A 17059-nucleotide genomic window follows, 5' to 3' on the forward strand; every position below is an offset into this window, starting at 1 on the left:
CAAACGGCACCATTGGGAGTCATAGTGGGGCAGGCTCAAGACTCATCCATTAATAATCGAGGCAATCTCGCGCAAATCGTCGGCAAAGTAGATGCCGTGCTGGCGCTGCGGGCTCGAAAGTCCTTTATCAATCATGTGCTCGAGCAGCGCCTTAAGATCGTTGTAGTAGCCCCCGAGGTTGCACAGGATGCACGGCGCACTCAAGTGCCCCAACGACACGGCGGACATGACCTCGGCAATCTCCTCGAGCGTGCCCGTACCGCCCGGGAAAGCGATGAACGCGTCGCCGAGCTCGATCATCTTGGCCTTACGCTCGGCCATGTCACTCGTCACGATGAGGTCGTCAATACCGTCGTGTTGAAACTCTGCCTCGATAAAAAAGCTCGGCTCAACACCCGTCACGTGTCCACCCGCCTCGAGCACGCTATCGGCAAGCGCGCCCATCAGGCCCGACTTGGAGCCGCCGTATACCAGCGCGTGGCCGTTGGAGCCAATCCACGTGCCGAGCTCTCGCACTGCAGGCAGAAACGCCGGGTCGTTGCCGACGCTCGCGCCCAGGTACACCGTGATGTTCATATGCAATCCCCCTCGTCGTGACGCGCGGCACCCGTTCTATCGTTGCCGGCGACGGTACTCGCGCACGCGGCGCGACAGGTCAGCGAGCTCGTCACGATCGAGCTCTTCCAAATGCTCAAGATCGTCCATAAAGCGCGCCATGGTGTCCTTTTGGCGCATCTTGATGAGCGTATTGCAGTAGTTCACCGCCACGCCCGTGAGCACGGCGATGTAGAAGATGCTGATGACGCTCAAAACGACAGTGATAGCGCGGGCAACCGGCGTCTCGGCCGGGATATCGCCAAAGCCGATGGTCGATACGGTTTCAAAGCTAAACCAGAGGCCGTCGCCAAACGTAAGGGTCGTGGGCTCGGACAGCCAGACGGCCGTCGAGCACAGCAGATAGAAGACGAGAAACAGGCCCGTGATGCGTGCAAAGCCAGCCTGGCGCAACACGTCGGCAAGCGTCCTCAACTTGTTCATCGCGACCCCTTTTCCAGACGCCCAATCACATTCGCTCGGTATTGTCCCACGCCTCCCCCGCAAACGGAACCAGTCATTGGGGACGTTCTTGTTTGACTAGTCATTTAAGAACGTCCCCAATGACTACCCAACCGGCAGTTAGGGACTGTCCCAACTGCCGGGCGGGACCGTTTAGCGGTGCGGCTGCCGACTAGGCAGGCTGAGCTGGTATCCTTGTGTGATACTGTCTCGACTCGATAGGATTTCATGTGAGACCTTCTGCCGTCCTTCGCTTAGCCCTACGTCGCACCCTGGCTGTCGCGCTTGCCGCACTCGCCATACTGAGCACCATCATGCCCGCCCCCGCCTTTGCCGCCGACTCCGACCAGCAGGTCAAGACAGTCCGCGTTGGCTGGCTCGTCAACAACAAAGGCTTCCAGGAAGGCATGCCGGGCGAGCGACTTTCGGGATGGGGTTACGAGTATCTTCAGACCCTCTCGTATTACACAAAGGGCTGGCAATACGAATACGTTAGCGGCACCTTCTCCGAGCTTATGGACATGCTCGAGGCAGGCGAGATCGACCTCATGCCCAACATCTCGTATTCGGCAGAGCGCGAGCAGAAGCTGCTCTTTTCCTCGAACCCCGAGGGCACCGAGCGCTACTACATCTACGCCAGGCCCGACCGCGACGATCTGGCCAAGGGTGACCCTCAGGCGCTCCAAGGCCTCACCATCGGCTGCAACTCTGGCGTTATGCAAACTATCGTCGGCCAGCAGTGGCTCGCCGACGAAGGCGTCACCTGCACCTATAAAGAAATCGACACCGGCAGTGCCCTCTTTGAGGCGCTTGCAGACGGCGAGGTCGACGCCGTCATCATGAACGATACCATTTCGTCGCCCGATGCGTCACCCATGTTCTACGTAGGCTCGAGCGACTACTATTTTGCCGTTCCCAAAAGCCGCCCCGATCTGATGAACGACATCAACGCCGCCATGACGACCATCGCCCGCGATAACCCGCGCTATAACGAGGAAGTCAAATCGAGTTACTCGACCCAAAACAGTGGCTCGTCATCGCTCACCGGCCCCGAGACCACCTGGCTCAAAGCAAACGGCAATACCATCACGCTCGGCTATCTTAAAAACCAACTTCCCTACTGCACGCAAAATGACGACGGCGAGATGGAAGGATCGCTCGCCTCGCTTGCAACGACGTTGCACGACAAGTTTGGTATTACGGTCAAAACAATCGCACTCTCGAACAACAAGCAAATGATCAAAGCCCTTTCCAACGGAACCATCGATGTCGCCCTGCCATTGTTTCGCGACTACTGGCTCGCCGAGCAGACAGGGGTCATCCAGTCAAACTCGATGGGAACGGTTTCGCTGACCGCCATTCACAGTGGCAAAAACCTGAACAGCGACCTTAAGAACATCGCTTGTACAAAGAGCACAATCGTTAACCGTTTTGAGCTCGAAAGTCTCTTCCCGAACGCAACAGTAACCGAGTACTCGAATGACGGCGAGGTGCTCAAAGCCCTCAATGAGGGGAAGGCACGTTGCATCATTGTCCCCAGCACGCGCCTGGAAACTCTCCGCGACACCTACGACATCGAGGATTTCGAAACACAGGAACTCACCAACACGGCGCAGCTATCGTGTTTAATTTCGCGCGGCAAGCCCGAGCTGCTGGGAATCATCAATAAGGGCATCGTCAATGCAGGTGAATCGCTCTCTGCAAACAGCTATTTCCCCACATCGTACTCGGCGCAAGAATCGGATGCGTTCCGACTTCTCTACCGCAACCGCATCGTCATTGCGGCAGTCGTCATTTGCATTTTGCTCACCGGCATCGTCATCCTTGTCTGGTCGCTTTACCGCGCACAGGAGGAACGGCAGAAAGCCGATGCCGCCAACGCCGCCAAAACCGCTTTCCTCACGCGCATGAGCCACGACATCCGCACGCCGCTCAACGGCATCCTGGGCCTTATCGAAATTGAGGAATTGAGAGAAGGCGACATGCAGGTCGCCCGCGAAAGCCGCGCCAAGGCGCGCGTTGCCGCCAATCACCTGCTGTCACTGATTAACGACATCCTCGAGATGGGCAGGATCGAGGAGCGCAAAGTGACGCTCGAGCACGAATCATTCAACCTTAAAGAGCTGTGCGACAATGCGCTCGTACTGTGCAAGCTCCGCGCATCGGACCGCGGCATAACCATGCTCGACACCAGCGAGCCCTACGCTGTCGACCAATATATGATCGGCAGCCCCACCCATATTCGGCAGATCCTTGTCAACCTGCTCGACAACAGCATCAAGTACAACAAGCACGGAGGCACCGTCACGTTCTCATCGACCATCAAGCCGGTCGACGACGAGCACGCCGTGTTTTGCTTTAGCGTCTCGGACACCGGCATCGGCATGTCGCCCGAGTTTCTAAAGCACATCTACGAACCGTTTGCCCAAGAGGGCAACGATGCCCGCAGTAAATTTCAGGGAACTGGCATGGGCATGCCGATCGTCAAATCGCTCATAGACATGATGGGCGGCACGATTGAGATTTCGAGCGAGGTCGGCATGGGAAGTACGTTCAACGTCCAGATTCCGCTCGATATCGACAAGAACCCTCAGGCAAGAGAAGGTGCGGACGAGCAGGCGATCAGCTGCTCGCTTGCCGGCATGAACGTTCTTTTGGCCGAAGACAACGAGCTCAATGCCGAAATTGCCCAGGCCCTGCTCGAAAGCGAAGGCATCGTCGTAACTCGCGCCGCCGACGGCAAAGAAGCGGTCGAACTATACACTAGTCGTCCCGCCGGCAGCTTCGATGCGATCCTGATGGACATCATGATGCCGGGTATGGATGGCTACGAGGCAACTCGCGCGATTCGTCTGAGCGAGAAGGCCGATGCAGCCGACATCCCCATCATCGCGCTCACCGCCAATGCCTTTGCCGAGGACGCCAAGGCGGCACACGATGCCGGCATGAACGCCCATCTGCCCAAACCGCTCGACTTTAACAAGCTCAAAAACATCCTCGCCCGCATCAAGAAAAACGGAACTGTTTCGCTATAGTTTGTGCCCACCCACCATGCACAGTTAGAAAGGAAGCCAACGATGTTTAGGCCCTTACGTCGAAAGAAACGCGCCATCACTGACGAGGAAGCGCGCGAGTTGCTCGCTATCTGCAAGCGCGGTGTCTTTGCCGTCAACGGCGATGGTGGCTACCCGTATGCCATTCCCGTCAACTACTTCTTTGACGCCGAGCACGACAAGATTTATTTCCATGGTGCCAAGGCTGGCCACAAGGTCGATTCACTCAGGCGTGATGATAAAGTCTGCTTTACCGTTTACGGCAACGAGTGGTACAAGGACGATGACTGGGCTCCCTATGTTATGAGCACCGTGGTCTTTGGTCGTTGCCGTCTGGTAGATGAGACACCTGCGTTTATCGAGGACAAAGTCCGCCAGCTCGCGCTTAAGTACTACCCCTCTGCCGAAGAAGTTGAAGAGGAAATCGCCAAAGACATCAAGGGCGTCCAACTCTACGAGATTTCGATTGAGCATCTTTGCGGCAAGCAGATCCATGAAAAGTAAGCCCAAAAACAGGTCCTGCAAATAGCAAAATGGCTCGGTTCCAACCAGTATTGGAACCGAGCTATTTGTTTATGAAGCGTCGGCGGCTATGTGCGCAAGCGCCTCAACGAGATCCTGAGAACTCACGGGTTTGCTCAGATGCGCGTTCATGCCCGCCTCGCGCGAAAGCCTACGGTCGTCGGCAAAGGCATTGGCGCTCACGGCGATAATCGGCGTGGTCGCGGCGTCCTCGCGATCGAGCGTCCGAATCTGCCGCGTGGCCTCAAGGCCATCGATGCCGGGCATCATGATGTCCATCAATACCACGTCGTACTCGTGCGGCGTGCTCGCGGCAAACGTCTCGACGGCAGACTCGCCATCTTTAACATGTGTCACGACGGCACCGGCGCGGTCGAGCGTAAACTGTGCGATCTCGGCATTCAGGTCGTTATCCTCTACGAGCAAAACACGCAGGCCCTGGAGCACGTCGCTGTCGCCTGCATCCACGCGAACTGCCTGGGGAATCTCGGAACTCTTGCACTTCTCAAACGGCAGGCAAATGGTAAACGTCGTCCCCTGCCCCAAGGCGCTCGTAAAGCTCATGGTTCCGCCCATAAGCTCGACCAACTGTTTGGCAATAGACGCGCCCAGGCCAGTTCCCGATGAAGCGCCTTCCACCTGTTGTTCCTCGCGGCTGAACGGCTCGTAGAGGTGCTGTTGAAACTCCTCGCTCATGCCAATGCCGTTATCGGCGATCGCGTATTCATAGACGGGGACACCGTCCACCGGCTCCACCTCGCGGCATGTCAGGCGAACATAGCCGCCCTGGCGGTTGTACTTGACGGCATTACCGGCAATATTGAGCAACAGGCGCTTGAGGTGCGTCACGCTCACCCGGGCATAGGGATGATCAAGAGTCCGTTGGTCGCAGATAATTGTCACCAGGCGCTCCTCGGCCTGGCGCTCCAGGATATCGCACACCTCACGGTTGAGGGCCACCATATCTGTAGGCACGAGATTCAGGTCGACCTGCCCGCTCTCCAAGCGGCTCATATCGAGTGCCTCATTCGCAAGGTCGAGCAGCAGTCCCGACGCCGTCCAGATCTTTGAGCGGCACTCAGTCTGCTTTTGCAAGTCGTTCGCGTTGGCATTGCCCACCTCGACCATACCGCGAATGCCGTTGATGGGCGTGCGCAGGTCGTGACTCATGCGACGCAGGAACTCCGTCTTTGCAGAGTTGGCAGACGAAGCTTCGCGCGCCGCTTTTGCCAGCTTGTCGCCATAGTCGCGCTCCTGCAGCAACAGGTCGGCAAAGCGTTGGCTCTCGGCGCGGCGGCGCACCAACACAACAGTGGCTATAACACCGCCGTAGAGCGCCAACACACTGGCAACAACAGCGGCAACAACCTCAAAGTAACGCTGCGCGGGAGCATAGGTGTACACGTAAAAATCGCGCGCTTTACCAAATGTGCCCAGATACCACTCACCGCTGTCGTTGACCAATCTGACCTTACCAGCCAGGCAACGCTCCTTAATGCCGTTGACAACGATGGCATCCGTCGCAGGCAAATCGAGCACGCCTGACACGGCGGGCTCAACAGCGTTGGTCGCAACGACCTTACCGTCGTTTTCAATCACGATGTTACCGCTATCGATGGTCTCATAACCATCGAGCAAGCTCTGCAACTTGAGCGTATTGCTCGCGACCGCCTTGGCGCTCTGGTGCCTCACCGCGACAACGATGCCCTCACCGTCCGGCCGGGCCACGCAGCCAATGTCTACGACCGAATCGTCCGCAAGCGTAATGCGAGCGGTATAGGACTTAAGCGGATGGGCTGCCACCTCCAGCACAGGTGCCTCTTTGAGATTCGCAGCGAGCGACTCGTAGCCCACGTCATCCTTCGAGGACTCGGACACCAAGTTGCCCGATGCATCCGTTACGATCAGCGCTGTCACATTAAACTGGTCAGCATATTGCTCCAACGTAGCGTTATCCACCGAGCCGTCGCGCTCCATATCGCGCGCCGCCTCTCCGGCGATCTCCATAACGCGAATCAGGTTTTTGGTCGCATAGGCGCTGTTGAACGCATCATAGGAAAGGCTCTGTGTCGCCACGTAATCGACAACGTCGGCAAAGCGCTGCTCGGCCTGAGCTGTCGTGTAGGCGTAGCTCGTCACGCCGGCAACAATCGAGAGCGCTATCCCCAACAGGACGACGATGAGCCATTCCCGTGCCGAACGGTCGCCCCGCTTCTCTGTGGTGTGGTCGGGTGCATCGATCACGACAGGCCCTCCATATTCAAAAAGGGCGAAGGGTCATCAAAATACTTTGACACCAGGCGCTCCATGGTGCCATCGGCAAGCATTTCTTGGTAGGCATGGGTGAGCTTAACGTCGATGCCGCGTGTGTCGTTGATATCGAAAGCGGTGCCCAAACCAACCTCTAGCAGCGGCTCAGACAAAATGCGATACGTCACGCCATAGTCTTTTTCGTAGGTGAGCAGCGAGGACTCATGCGCGGCGATGGCATCGACCAAGCCCTCGACAAGCGCCGGGTTCAGGTACGAGCGGTCCGAAAAGCTGTAGAGTTCCTTAATCTGCGGAACGTTTTCATTGGTGTGATTGAGCAGAATCGATTCGGGCTTGGTGGTGGACTGGACCGCCACGACCCTACCCTCAAGATCGGCAAGCGTGTATATATCGCTTTCGGGATCGACGGCAACCACCTGTCGGCTTGCAAGATACGGTCCGGCCCAACGATACTCGTTTTCGCGGCCCGTCATACTAAAGCTGCCCATGACGCAATCGAGCTCACCGCTCGCCAGCAGTTCTTTCTTCTTTTCCCAGTCGATCAGCTGGTATTTTGGCTTGTACCCAATGCGGGCCAAAGCCTCGGTCAAAATCTCGACATCCAGGCCAACGATATTGCCGTACTCGTCGCTATACACAAACGGCGGATAGAGGTCGCTGCCAACGTTGAGCGTCTTAAGGCTGCCGTCTTTGACCTGCGAGGCGGCCGGGTTTTCTGATGCAGACGCCGCGGCCCCGTCATTCGACCCGGAACAGCCAGCTATCGCCACGACAAAGGCGCTCACCACTGTAAGCGCAACAAACAACGATATGGCGGCCGAGCGACGAGGTCTTTTCATCGAGCTCCAGACGATCCTGTTTACAGACTCAAGAGCAAAGATATTAGCAGACAAAACCGCACTTGTGCTCAATGGTTACAGATGCTTTACCATACGGGGCCTTCCAGCCAATCTGGCAGACAACCCCGCATGCAGCGCTCACTTATTGTGCATTAAAAACGTAGCGGTCCAAGCGCTCGCACGCCTCCCTTACGCGCGAAAGCGGCAGCGCCAGATTCACGCGAATGTGGCAAGGCCCGTGGAACGGACGGCCGTCCTGATAGCCCACGCCCACACGCGCCCCCTCGTCGAGCAGCCACTGAATATCGCAGCCATGCTCGCGGCACCACTATGGGAATGCGGACAAATGGCCGGTTAGTCCTGCGTGTCGTCGACGGCGGTTACCGTCAGCCTGGTTCCGTCAACCGTAAACGATATATCGAGCCCGGCGTAAGCCAAGTGGTACACGCGGTTTGGCTCGTGCTTGCTGCCCGCGCGGCGCGGATCTTGGCGAAGGACCTCTATCAAGCCGGAGAGCTTTGTGGGCGGGACCATCTCCTGCAGCGTTTGCGGGAAGTCAACGTCGAGCTCTTGCCACGGCGCATCCTCAATCCAGCCGCCGGTCGCATCCGGGTGACAGTCCGCAAACGGAATGTAGGGCTTGATGTCGTAGATGGGCGTGCCATCGCGCAGATCCGCTCCCAGCACATGGATGATGGGACCGTCGTCGGTAAGCTCGACACGATCGAGCTTGACGCAGGTAAGACCGATGGGATTGGGGCGAAACGGGCTGCGTGTGGCAAATACGCCCACGCGCTCGGCTCCACCCAAGCGCGGCGGACGCACGGTCTTCGACCACTTGGCGTTGGTGCCGGACCTGTCCTGCGTCTTGGCATCGGCGGCGATGTCTTCGGCCGTGCCACCGGGCGTTCCGTTTTCAAAGCGCCAGAGCAGCCACAGGTGAGAGAAGGAGTCCAGACCCTCAACTGCCGCGTTGGAGGCAAATTCCGGCTCAAAGACGATGCGTCCCTCAAGATGGGGCGCCAAAAAGCTGTTGCGCGGGATGCCGAACTTCTGCGGCAGGTCGGTATGTATGTGTGCAATAGGTTCCATGCCGGTCATTGTACGGCATGAGGGCATGGACGCTGCGTGCAATCCCCCACCACGACCGCCCTTTTTGCAACCAACGGTTGCTTGGAAGGGCATCGGCCGCCGCGTATGCTTAAAGCCGCAAGCAGCAGAAAGGAACTATCATGGCCTTTGCAGAAAAACTCATCGCCGTCCGTCGTGCCAACAGCCTCACCCAAGAGCAGCTCGCCGCCAAGCTCTATGTCACGCGCCAGGCCGTGAGCCGCTGGGAGCGCGGCGAAGTCATCCCGGGCATCGACATGATGAAGCTCATTGCCGCCGTAACCGGAGAACCGCTGTCGCACCTGCTCGAAATGCCTGAGCACTATTGCCAGAGCTGCGGCATGGTGCTCACGCCCGACGACTGCGGTACCGATGCCGCGGGCGCCGCGACCGACCATTACTGCAAGTGGTGCTACGACCGCGGCAAGTACACCTATGAGACCACGATGGAGGCAATGATCGAAGATTGTGCCCCGCGGCTGGCACAAAGCACCGGCATGTCGCTCGATGAAGCCGTCTCGCTCATGGGCGCCGTGCTGCCGCAACTGGAGCGCTGGCGCTCCGTGCACGAAAACGAGGAGCGCTACGGTGCCGAGGCGCGGGCGCGCTATGGCGATGAGGCTATCGATACGGCAAACGAAGCGCTGTTGGACATGGACCCCGAAACCTGGAACGACATGAAAGAACTCGAGCGCGCGATTTTAGGCCAGCTCTCGATTGCCATGGACGACGGCGATCCAAAGAGTAACGAAGCCCGCAAGCTTGTCGCAATGCACCGCCGATGGGTTGGCCTTAACTGGGGACACGAGCCCCAGGACGAAGCATACCTGGGCCTCGCCAATGGTTATCTTGCCGACCAGCGCTTTGTTGACTACTACGACAAGCCCTGCGGCACCGGAGCCACGGCGTTTCTGGTACAGGCAATCGAGTCGTCGTTGACGCGTGCATAGACCGCGGCGGCTTTGGGTATTTCAATCGAAACCTCAACCGATTGGAGACCTATGGCTACTGATCACGAGCTCGCGCTCTACGTTATGACCGGCTGCCCGTATTGCATAAAGGTCAAGCGCTTCCTGGCCGATAACGGCGTGACCATCCCCGAGCGTAATATCTCGACCGATTCCGATGTCGAGCAGACGCTCATCGCCGTCGGCGGAAAGCGCCAAGTTCCCTGCCTGTTCATTGACGGCACGCCACTCTACGAGTCGGGCGACATCATCGCGTGGATACAGAAGAACCTGCTCTAGCGTTCTATTGCGGTCGGCCGGCCCCAACGCACAAACCCATACGGCACAAACATGTACGTCAGCATCCAAAGTCGATATTTTTCGACATCTTTGGATGCTGACGTACAGCTATTTGTGGGCAGTCGTTGGGGACGTTCTTAAATGACTAGTTACTTGTATTTTTGTCTACAAAATTGTATACAAAAAGAGAAGCCGCCTCATGGAGCTCATCGCTCGATGTTGCCCCGATCGGGATGGTTACATCATTTACCACGCCCTTGTCCCTCCTACGCGCAAGGTGCTCAGGGAAATCGGAATCGATCGATAGGAGGCGCTATGGACGCTAAACAGCTCGAAAAGATGATGGGGTTTGCTCCCGGTGAGCTAGAAAAAGCCGCAGCGGCATACGAAAAAGATGAGTGGCCGAAGGGCCACACCGTCAAGTTGGGAAGGCCGCCGATTTCCGATGAACCAAGCGTTGTTTTATCGGCACGTGTGGGCGAATCGGTTCTTGAAGCATTTGACGCAAAGGCAAAGCGCCATGGGCAAACGCGCACGGAGCGACTCAGGGAACTCATTACACTCGATGCAATGATTGCCTAGTCCCCTGCCGAACCAAACATGTACGTCAGCATCCAAAAACGATATTTTTCGACATCCTTGGATGCTGGCGTACAGTTTTTTGCATGGGTCCGGCACAGGCGATCCGTTCTTCTCCGTCCCCAAGGGATCATTTAGCCACAAAAGCGGGCGATGGGCGCAAGCTGCTGCTCGCGAAAGACACGGTCGACAGCGGCACGGTATTCATCGACCTTTTTGGTCTTGCGTACGAGTTTGTGAACGGTCGCGGGATCGGCGAAGGCGCATTTGGCGTAGAACCACCACTCCTTCATGCGAAAGACCGCGTTGCCCCCAATCTCGTCCGCATAGGCCGCAAACAGCATGTCATGGAAGCGTTGCAGCTCAGCGGCGGTAGCGGCAGGGTCGCCCTTAACCATGCGAGCCAGCGCGGGATTCGCAAGCAAGCCGCGCCCCAACATTACGTGGCGTGTTCCGGGATAGGCCTTCACCAGCGCATCCATGTCCTCAAGATCAAAGATGTCGCCGTTATAGGCCACGGGGAACGGCGCCCGTTCCAGCGTCTCGCCGTAAAACTCTTTGCGCGGTGAGCCCGTATAACGGTCCTTTTGCACGCGCGGATGCACGATCAACTCCGCCAGCGGCATTCGGCAATAGAGGTCGAGCACGCGCTCGTACTCGTCATCGCATTCGAGCCCCAGTCTGGTCTTGACCGACACCGGCAAGGGCGAGCGTTCGCACACGTCGCTCAAGAACACCTCGAGCTCATCCAAATTGCGCAGAAAGCCCGAACCCTTGCCCTTCGCGACCACCGTACCCGAAGGGCAGCCAAGGTTGAGGTTGACCTCGCGGTAACCCATATCGGCAATCACCTGCGCCGCCCACACAAACTCGTCCGCATTCTTGGACATCAGCTGGGGCACCACGTTAAGTCCCTGGTTGTTGGCAGGATCGACCTCTTTAAACGCCTTGCCGCCAAAGCGATTGCCCACCCGCGGCGGCGGCAAAAACGGCGTGTAATAACAATCGAGCGCGCCGAAGCACTCCGCATGCACGCGACGGAACACATGCCCGGTAATCCCCTCCATAGGAGCCAGCGATAAATACATCAACATCCATTCTCAAATCAATGTGACAAAGGGACTGTCCCTTTGTCACATAATACGCCCACCGAGGGCGGGGGTTCTCTATACTGAGTCACATATGACGGTATCGCGCCAAAGGAGAACGCCGTGACCACGTCGCAGATATCCCTGCTCGCGCTCATCTTGGTTGGGGGCATCGGCATCCTGCTTATCGGAGTGAGCGCGCTCATGAAAGCCGCCGCTCGCAAGAAAGCCAAGGCCTGTACCGCCGTGACCATGGGAACGGTCATCGACCATCGCTTTATGGGCGAAGGCAGGATGTATCCCGTTTTGGAATACGCCGTCGACGGCACGCAATACCGCGCGAAAAAACAATTCCGTGGCATAAAGACCAAAAGCTTGTCGGGACTCCCCATCCGCACGCAAGCCACCGCCTACGAAGACGCCAAGGGCTGGCTGCACGTGCAGACAGGCCCCATCGCCCGCCTAGGCACCCTCGCGGAGCAGCTTTGGCCCCTCGGTAGCCAAATGACCGTGTACTACAACCCCAGCAACCCAGACAAAAGCTATGTCGAACGCCCCATCGTGGGCAACTTTGCCACACTGATGTTTAACATCGCAGGCTTCTTGCTCATCGCGATGAGCATCTTGCTCTATGTTCTTATCCAGCGCTAGCTCAAACTGATGCGCCCCGCGCCCCATGCGCCGCAACGACCGTTACGACACCAAGGATCAGCCATGGCAACACTTTCCGAACAAGAACGCAAGCGTATCCAGCGATACTGCATCTATCCCAAGATTGCCGGCGCAGCGCTTGCCATGGCGTTTGTGCTGCCTTTTTTGATTATTCCCTTCGAAATGATTGACGATATCGTCTTCCATCATGAAAGCTTCCAGGAGACGGGCATGATGACCGCCTTGGCGCTCACCGCCGTCGAGCTCGCCATCTTCTGCTACTGCGCGCTCGCGCCGCGCTTTGGCATGCGCGGCAAGCAGTGGAAAGAAATGCAGCACCGACTCGTCGTCGAGCAGGCTGAGAAAGACCGCTCGGCACAAATCGCAGGTGTTATCGGTACGCAGGCCGCCGCGCGCCTGCTCAAGAACAGCGACAACGAGACCGCACGCAACCTGGGCGGCGCGGCAGAAGTCGCCGCTGCCGTAGGCGCCGTCGCCACCGCGGCAGACGTGCTCGCCGAAAGCTTTGCCAACGCAAAGGCCATGGCAGAGGCCTGTGGCGTGCCTATCCCCCGTGCAAAAAAGTGGATCGTCGCGCTTGTGGCGCTGCCCCTCGCGATCGCGTGCGGTGCCTATATCCCGCAGCTGGCGCAGGGAAACATCGAGATGCAACAGAACGCAGCGGCCGCGGCCGAGCAGATCGCCATCGCTCGCAAGGCATTAGAGCCCGCATGCGAGCACGTGTCCGCCGATGATCCCTACGAGCGATATCAAGATTACGGCTATCACGTCCGCGGCTACCTTCACGACGGCGACTCCGATACCCAGAAGACCTATACGTACCTGGATTTCGACAACAAGGGAACGCTCAAGGAAGTGAGTTACATAGCAGAGATCGACCCCGACGCGAGCCTTGAGGACAACCTCGCCCGCATCGAGCTCGACTTGGACGAGCTTTCCTCTGCCGTTCAAACCGTTGACGTCAAGACGGTGAGCCCCGAGCTCTTGGCACCGCAGAAACTCCCCGAAGAGTTTAGGCAGGCATTTTTGAACGGCTCACTCTACGAGAGAATCTCTATCAGGACGAGTGACGACCTCATCAAAACGTATTACTCGTTTGATACGGATCCCGAGGACGAGTTTGACGAGTACACCCATCCAAGCGTCCGTATTACGCTGATGGGCAAAACAAACTAGAAGGCGCGGGAAGGGGCCACCCCCTTCCCGCGCCTTTTCATCCAATGCGACAAAGGGACTGTCCCTTTGTCACATTATTCGGAGCGTAGGGCTTCCACAGGGTCTTTCTTGGATGCGCTGCGGGCCGGCAGCAGGCCGGCAACGACCGTCAGCAGCACCGAAACTGCAATAAGCACCAGCGCATCCTGCACGGGCAGGCTCATCAGATTGGGTACCTGCTTGGCCGCAAGCGCCCAGGCATTAACCGGAAGGCTCACAGCCACCACGACGACAATGGCAAAGACGCCGGCAATGAGACCTTCGATAAAGGTCTCGGCATTAAATACGTTGGCCACGTTGCGCTTTGACGCGCCAATCGCGCGCAGGATGCCAATCTCCTTTTTGCGCTCCAGCACGCTGATGTAGGTGATGATGCCGATCATGATGGAGCTCACCACCAAACTGATACTCACGAATGCGATGAGCACCAAGCTGATGGTGTTCACGATGTCGGTCACCGAACCCATGATGATACCCATGTAGTCGGTGTACGAGATCGCCTGTTCATCATGGCCGGCGGCTTTGACCTGCTTGTTGTACGCATCGATGTGATCGAGCACGCGCTCCTTGGCCTCAAAGTCGCGCGGGAAAATCTTGACCGAGATGGGGTCCGCCTCGTCCGCATAGCCCAACGTGGCCAGATTGTTTTCGTAGGTGAGCTTTGACGCCTTGGCATAGCTCATCATGAGCGAACTCAGGTCCTCAGCGTCCATGCTAAAGTGGATAGCGCGAGCAAAGGCGTTTGCATCCACGCGCATGGCGCTCGCCAAGTTGGCAAAACTCGAAGACATCTGCGTCGCCATTTGGTCCATGAGCCCTGCCGCACCCGCCTTGAGCTGGGTTGATACCGTCGTCGCAATCTGCTCGCTGACCGCCTTCATCACCTGATCCATAGACTGCTGCAAATACGGAGCCAGCTGCTTTTGCACATAGTCGCCCATCACCTGCTGCAGACGCTCGGCCAGGGCATCGCCGCCGAGTGCCCTGAGCTGAGCCAGGTATTGCTGGGCCGCGGCATCATTCTCAAGATACGCCGAGAATGCGGCAGCAAGCTTTGACGCATCCTTAAGATCTTCGGGCGACAGCGCCTTAAACTGATCGGACTGCATAAAGCCCTCAAACAGCTGATTGGCAAGCGTTCCCACCTGCTGCATTTGCTCGGGCGTGAGCTCCAGACCGTCAAAGATGCCCGAGAAATCCGGGGCCGGCGCCTTGGCCATGATGTCACCGAAGTCGATGTCTCGCCCAACACCCGAAAGGTCAATATCCAGCCCGGACAAATCAAGGCTAGAAAGGTCCATGCCGCCGGCCGCACCCGAGAGCGCAGACGAATCGAGAGAGAACGCGCTCTTCAGTGCCGCCTCGTCTACGCTGAACATACTGCCCAAATCCACGCCCTGCTTGGCTTCGCCCTGCAGCTCGTCGAAGGTTTTGCCCGTAAAGACATCCGTCTCGGGGTGGGTAAGCTGTTCCTGCACAATCTGCGAATCGGCAGCACGCTCCATAAGCTGGCGAGTCAGCGCATGCGTATAGACAATGCCCGGGGACAATGCGCTCGCGTTTGCCGTCTCGTTGGGTCGCACCACGCCCACAATGCGCACGTCAATACCGTCGGCAACCTTGGCTTTCATAAAGTCGGCGTCGCCAGACATGTCAGTCCACATGCCGGTCTCTTCGTTTTTGCGATAGGCATCGGCCGGCGACAACACCTTAAACGTCGTGGACAGTGCATCGTCGTAGGTAAAGTCGCTGCCGGTCTTGGGCGTCTTGACCTTGCCGTCGGCCGTCATGGCACTGTTAACCAGGTCGTTGAGCTCATCGATATCCAGCGCGCCGATACTGTAGAGCGTGTAGTCGCCCACCGTTCCGCGGCTCGAAAGCACCATCACGGCCTCGTTGGCGGACGTAGGCCAATGGCCGGCAACGACATCGTACTGGCTGTCGAGCAGGCTCTGGTCGTCAATCATCTCGTTAAAGACCGAGGTTCCCATGGAATCCATGCTCACCGTTGCCGCCGAGCTCGCGCCTCCGCTCATGGCCTCGGTCATGGCGTTGGGCACCAGCCGGACAGGCTTCTCATCGCCATTCCCGGCACGATAGACAACCGGCGTCACGCCGTAGCCGTACTGAATGGCGTTGACCTCTTTATCGATGCCGTCGCCACCGGCATCGAGCCATGCCTTAAAGCTCGTCATGTCGTTGGACTTAACGCTTGCGAACATATCCTTTACGGCCGTGACCACAGGGATCTTATCGGTCCCCTGAGCCTTGCCGTCGGTGCCGTCGTCGGACGAACCCTCGTTCTTGGACGTATCGTCATCCGTGGCCCCATGCCCGCCCATCATGGACGACAGGTCGTAATCTTGTTTGGAAATCGTAAGCGGGTAGCTCGAGAGTGTGTCCTCCTCGACCTTTTTGATGTAGCCGTTTACGCCATTGGAGAGCGCCAGAATCGCCGCGATGCCAATAATGCCAATCGAACCTGCAAAGGCCGTCATAGCCGTACGGCCCTTCTTGGTCATGAGGTTTCGGGCAGAAAGCCCCAGCGCCGTTACAAAGCTCATCGAGGTTTTGCGCGTGGGCTTGGCCTCGCGACGCGCGGCCTCGGCAGCATCAAAGGGATCTGAATCGTCGGTGATCTTGCCGTCCGCCAGGGTGACGATGCGCGTGGCGTACCTGTATGCCAACTCGGGATTGTGCGTGACCATGATGACCAAACGATCGCGCGCAACATCCTTGAGCAAATCCATGACCTGTACGGATGTCGTTGAGTCCAAGGCGCCGGTCGGCTCGTCAGCCAGCACAATCTCGGGGTCATTGATCAGGGCGCGGGCAATGGCCACGCGCTGCATCTGCCCGCCCGAAAGCTGGCTCGGGCGCTTGTCAACGTGCTCGCCCAGACCGACTGCCTCGAGCGCCTTGCGCGCACGTTGGCGGCGCTCGGCATGCCCCACGCCCGTGAGCGTAAGCGCCAACTCCACGTTTTCCAAAATGCTCTGATGCGGAATGAGGTTATAGCTCTGGAACACAAAGCCGATGCGATTATTGCGATAGGCATCCCAATCGCGGTCGTTGAAGTCCTTGGTCGAGATGCCGTCGATCAGCAGATCGCCCGAATCGAAATGGTCGAGTCCACCGATGACGTTGAGCATCGTAGTTTTACCCGAACCCGAGGGACCCAGAACGGCTACGAACTCGTTATCGCGAAAAGACAGGCTTACGCTGTCGAGCGCTACCTGCGTAAACGACTGCGTAACGTACCTTTTGCAAATAACTCTGAGATCCAGCATGGACGGCAACCTCTCTCGCGCGGGCGCGCTCGCCCGCTCCCCCGCCGTTCACGTTCGGCGCGTTTGTCCTACTCTATCCTCATTTTTGGCCGATACCAGTGAGGAATGTAACGAACC

The 17059-nt window shown here is 57.9% G+C and carries 15 protein-coding genes; 7 read left to right on the forward strand and 8 right to left on the reverse strand.

From position 1 onward, the window contains the following. Positions 1-42: 42 nt before the first annotated feature. Both DXB86_RS05820 and DXB86_RS05825 read right to left on the reverse strand, forming a co-directional pair. Positions 43-576, reverse strand: a complete 534-nt coding sequence (locus DXB86_RS05820) for a TIGR00730 family Rossman fold protein (RefSeq protein WP_117736496.1) — start codon at positions 574-576, stop codon at positions 43-45. Between the two features lie 36 nt (positions 577-612). Continuing rightward, positions 613-1038 carry a potassium channel family protein gene (locus DXB86_RS05825; protein WP_117736497.1) on the reverse strand — a complete coding sequence of 142 codons (426 nt, stop codon included), beginning with the start codon at positions 1036-1038 and terminating at the stop codon, positions 613-615. 248 nt (positions 1039-1286) lie between these two features. On the opposite strand from DXB86_RS05825, the gene DXB86_RS05830 reads away from it, so the two are divergent. Next, entirely contained in the window at positions 1287-4091 is a 2805-nt protein-coding gene (locus DXB86_RS05830; protein WP_117736498.1) for a transporter substrate-binding domain-containing protein, read from the forward strand. Positions 4092-4133: 42 nt separating this feature from the next. Then, a complete protein-coding gene (locus DXB86_RS05835) occupies positions 4134-4613 on the forward strand; it encodes a pyridoxamine 5'-phosphate oxidase family protein (protein WP_117736499.1) in 480 nt (159 codons plus the stop codon). A 69-nt stretch (positions 4614-4682) separates the two neighbouring features. Here the strand turns inward: DXB86_RS05835 and DXB86_RS05840 are convergent, their stop codons facing one another. The 4 genes from DXB86_RS05840 to DXB86_RS05855 form a co-directional block, all read right to left on the reverse strand. Beyond that, complete coding sequence (locus DXB86_RS05840; RefSeq protein WP_117736500.1) at positions 4683-6875, reverse strand: ATP-binding protein; 2193 nt, start codon at positions 6873-6875, stop codon at positions 4683-4685. Continuing rightward, positions 6872-7741: an ABC transporter substrate-binding protein gene (locus DXB86_RS05845; protein ID WP_117736501.1), complete on the reverse strand. Its 870-nt coding sequence runs from the start codon at positions 7739-7741 to the stop codon at positions 6872-6874. Before DXB86_RS05845 ends, DXB86_RS05840 begins: the two co-directional genes overlap by 4 nt. Before the next feature lie 142 nt (positions 7742-7883). Continuing rightward, positions 7884-8015, reverse strand: coding sequence for a hypothetical protein (locus DXB86_RS10150; protein ID WP_255413438.1), 132 nt, complete (start codon positions 8013-8015; stop codon positions 7884-7886). Between the two features lie 80 nt (positions 8016-8095). Further along, on the reverse strand, positions 8096-8833 hold the full coding sequence (locus DXB86_RS05855) for a tRNA (N6-threonylcarbamoyladenosine(37)-N6)-methyltransferase TrmO (protein ID WP_233504166.1): 738 nt from the start codon (positions 8831-8833) through the stop codon (positions 8096-8098). Between the two features lie 140 nt (positions 8834-8973). Here DXB86_RS05855 and DXB86_RS09990 point away from each other — a divergent pair, with 140 nt between their 5' ends. The 3 genes from DXB86_RS09990 to DXB86_RS05870 all read left to right on the forward strand — a co-directional run bounded on the left by DXB86_RS09990 (position 8974) and on the right by DXB86_RS05870 (position 10680). Beyond that, positions 8974-9801 carry a TipAS antibiotic-recognition domain-containing protein gene (locus DXB86_RS09990; protein WP_158555293.1) on the forward strand — a complete coding sequence of 276 codons (828 nt, stop codon included), beginning with the start codon at positions 8974-8976 and terminating at the stop codon, positions 9799-9801. Between the two features lie 51 nt (positions 9802-9852). Then, positions 9853-10098, forward strand: coding sequence for a glutaredoxin (locus DXB86_RS05865; RefSeq protein ID WP_117736503.1), 246 nt, complete (start codon positions 9853-9855; stop codon positions 10096-10098). 315 nt (positions 10099-10413) lie between these two features. Further along, complete coding sequence (locus tag DXB86_RS05870) at positions 10414-10680, forward strand: ribbon-helix-helix protein, CopG family (protein ID WP_055252530.1); 267 nt, start codon at positions 10414-10416, stop codon at positions 10678-10680. Positions 10681-10811: 131 nt separating this feature from the next. On the opposite strand, the gene DXB86_RS05875 is transcribed toward DXB86_RS05870, so the two are convergent. Then, positions 10812-11765, reverse strand: coding sequence for a tRNA-dihydrouridine synthase (locus DXB86_RS05875; protein ID WP_117736504.1), 954 nt, complete (start codon positions 11763-11765; stop codon positions 10812-10814). Positions 11766-11888: 123 nt separating this feature from the next. Here DXB86_RS05875 and DXB86_RS05880 point away from each other — a divergent pair, with 123 nt between their 5' ends. Continuing rightward, the gene (locus DXB86_RS05880) at positions 11889-12416 is read left to right on the forward strand and encodes a DUF3592 domain-containing protein (protein WP_117635840.1); all 528 of its coding nucleotides are present in this window, start codon (positions 11889-11891) and stop codon (positions 12414-12416) included. A gap of 63 nt (positions 12417-12479) precedes the next feature. Continuing rightward, positions 12480-13613: a hypothetical protein gene (locus DXB86_RS05885; RefSeq protein ID WP_117736505.1), complete on the forward strand. Its 1134-nt coding sequence runs from the start codon at positions 12480-12482 to the stop codon at positions 13611-13613. A gap of 74 nt (positions 13614-13687) precedes the next feature. Here DXB86_RS05885 and DXB86_RS05890 read toward each other — a convergent pair whose 3' ends face one another. Continuing rightward, the gene (locus DXB86_RS05890; protein ID WP_117736506.1) at positions 13688-16942 is read right to left on the reverse strand and encodes an ABC transporter ATP-binding protein/permease; all 3255 of its coding nucleotides are present in this window, start codon (positions 16940-16942) and stop codon (positions 13688-13690) included. Positions 16943-17059 lie beyond the last annotated feature (117 nt).

Source organism: Collinsella sp. OM06-18AC, assembly GCF_003438785.1.
Taxonomy (GTDB): Bacteria; Actinomycetota; Coriobacteriia; order Coriobacteriales; family Coriobacteriaceae; genus Collinsella.

Coding starts and splice junctions, on each gene's coding strand:
- DXB86_RS05870 (WP_055252530.1), top strand. CDS start 10,414: ATGGACGCTAAACAGCTCGAAAAGATGATGGGGTTTGCTCCCGGTGAG.
- DXB86_RS09990 (WP_158555293.1), top strand. CDS start 8,974: ATGGCCTTTGCAGAAAAACTCATCGCCGTCCGTCGTGCCAACAGCCTC.
- DXB86_RS05890 (WP_117736506.1), bottom strand. CDS start 16,942: ATGCTGGATCTCAGAGTTATTTGCAAAAGGTACGTTACGCAGTCGTTT.
- DXB86_RS05835 (WP_117736499.1), top strand. CDS start 4,134: ATGTTTAGGCCCTTACGTCGAAAGAAACGCGCCATCACTGACGAGGAA.
- DXB86_RS05825 (WP_117736497.1), bottom strand. CDS start 1,038: ATGAACAAGTTGAGGACGCTTGCCGACGTGTTGCGCCAGGCTGGCTTT.
- DXB86_RS05865 (WP_117736503.1), top strand. CDS start 9,853: ATGGCTACTGATCACGAGCTCGCGCTCTACGTTATGACCGGCTGCCCG.
- DXB86_RS05885 (WP_117736505.1), top strand. CDS start 12,480: ATGGCAACACTTTCCGAACAAGAACGCAAGCGTATCCAGCGATACTGC.
- DXB86_RS05855 (WP_233504166.1), bottom strand. CDS start 8,833: ATGGAACCTATTGCACACATACATACCGACCTGCCGCAGAAGTTCGGC.
- DXB86_RS05875 (WP_117736504.1), bottom strand. CDS start 11,765: ATGTATTTATCGCTGGCTCCTATGGAGGGGATTACCGGGCATGTGTTC.
- DXB86_RS05820 (WP_117736496.1), bottom strand. CDS start 576: ATGAACATCACGGTGTACCTGGGCGCGAGCGTCGGCAACGACCCGGCG.
- DXB86_RS05845 (WP_117736501.1), bottom strand. CDS start 7,741: ATGAAAAGACCTCGTCGCTCGGCCGCCATATCGTTGTTTGTTGCGCTT.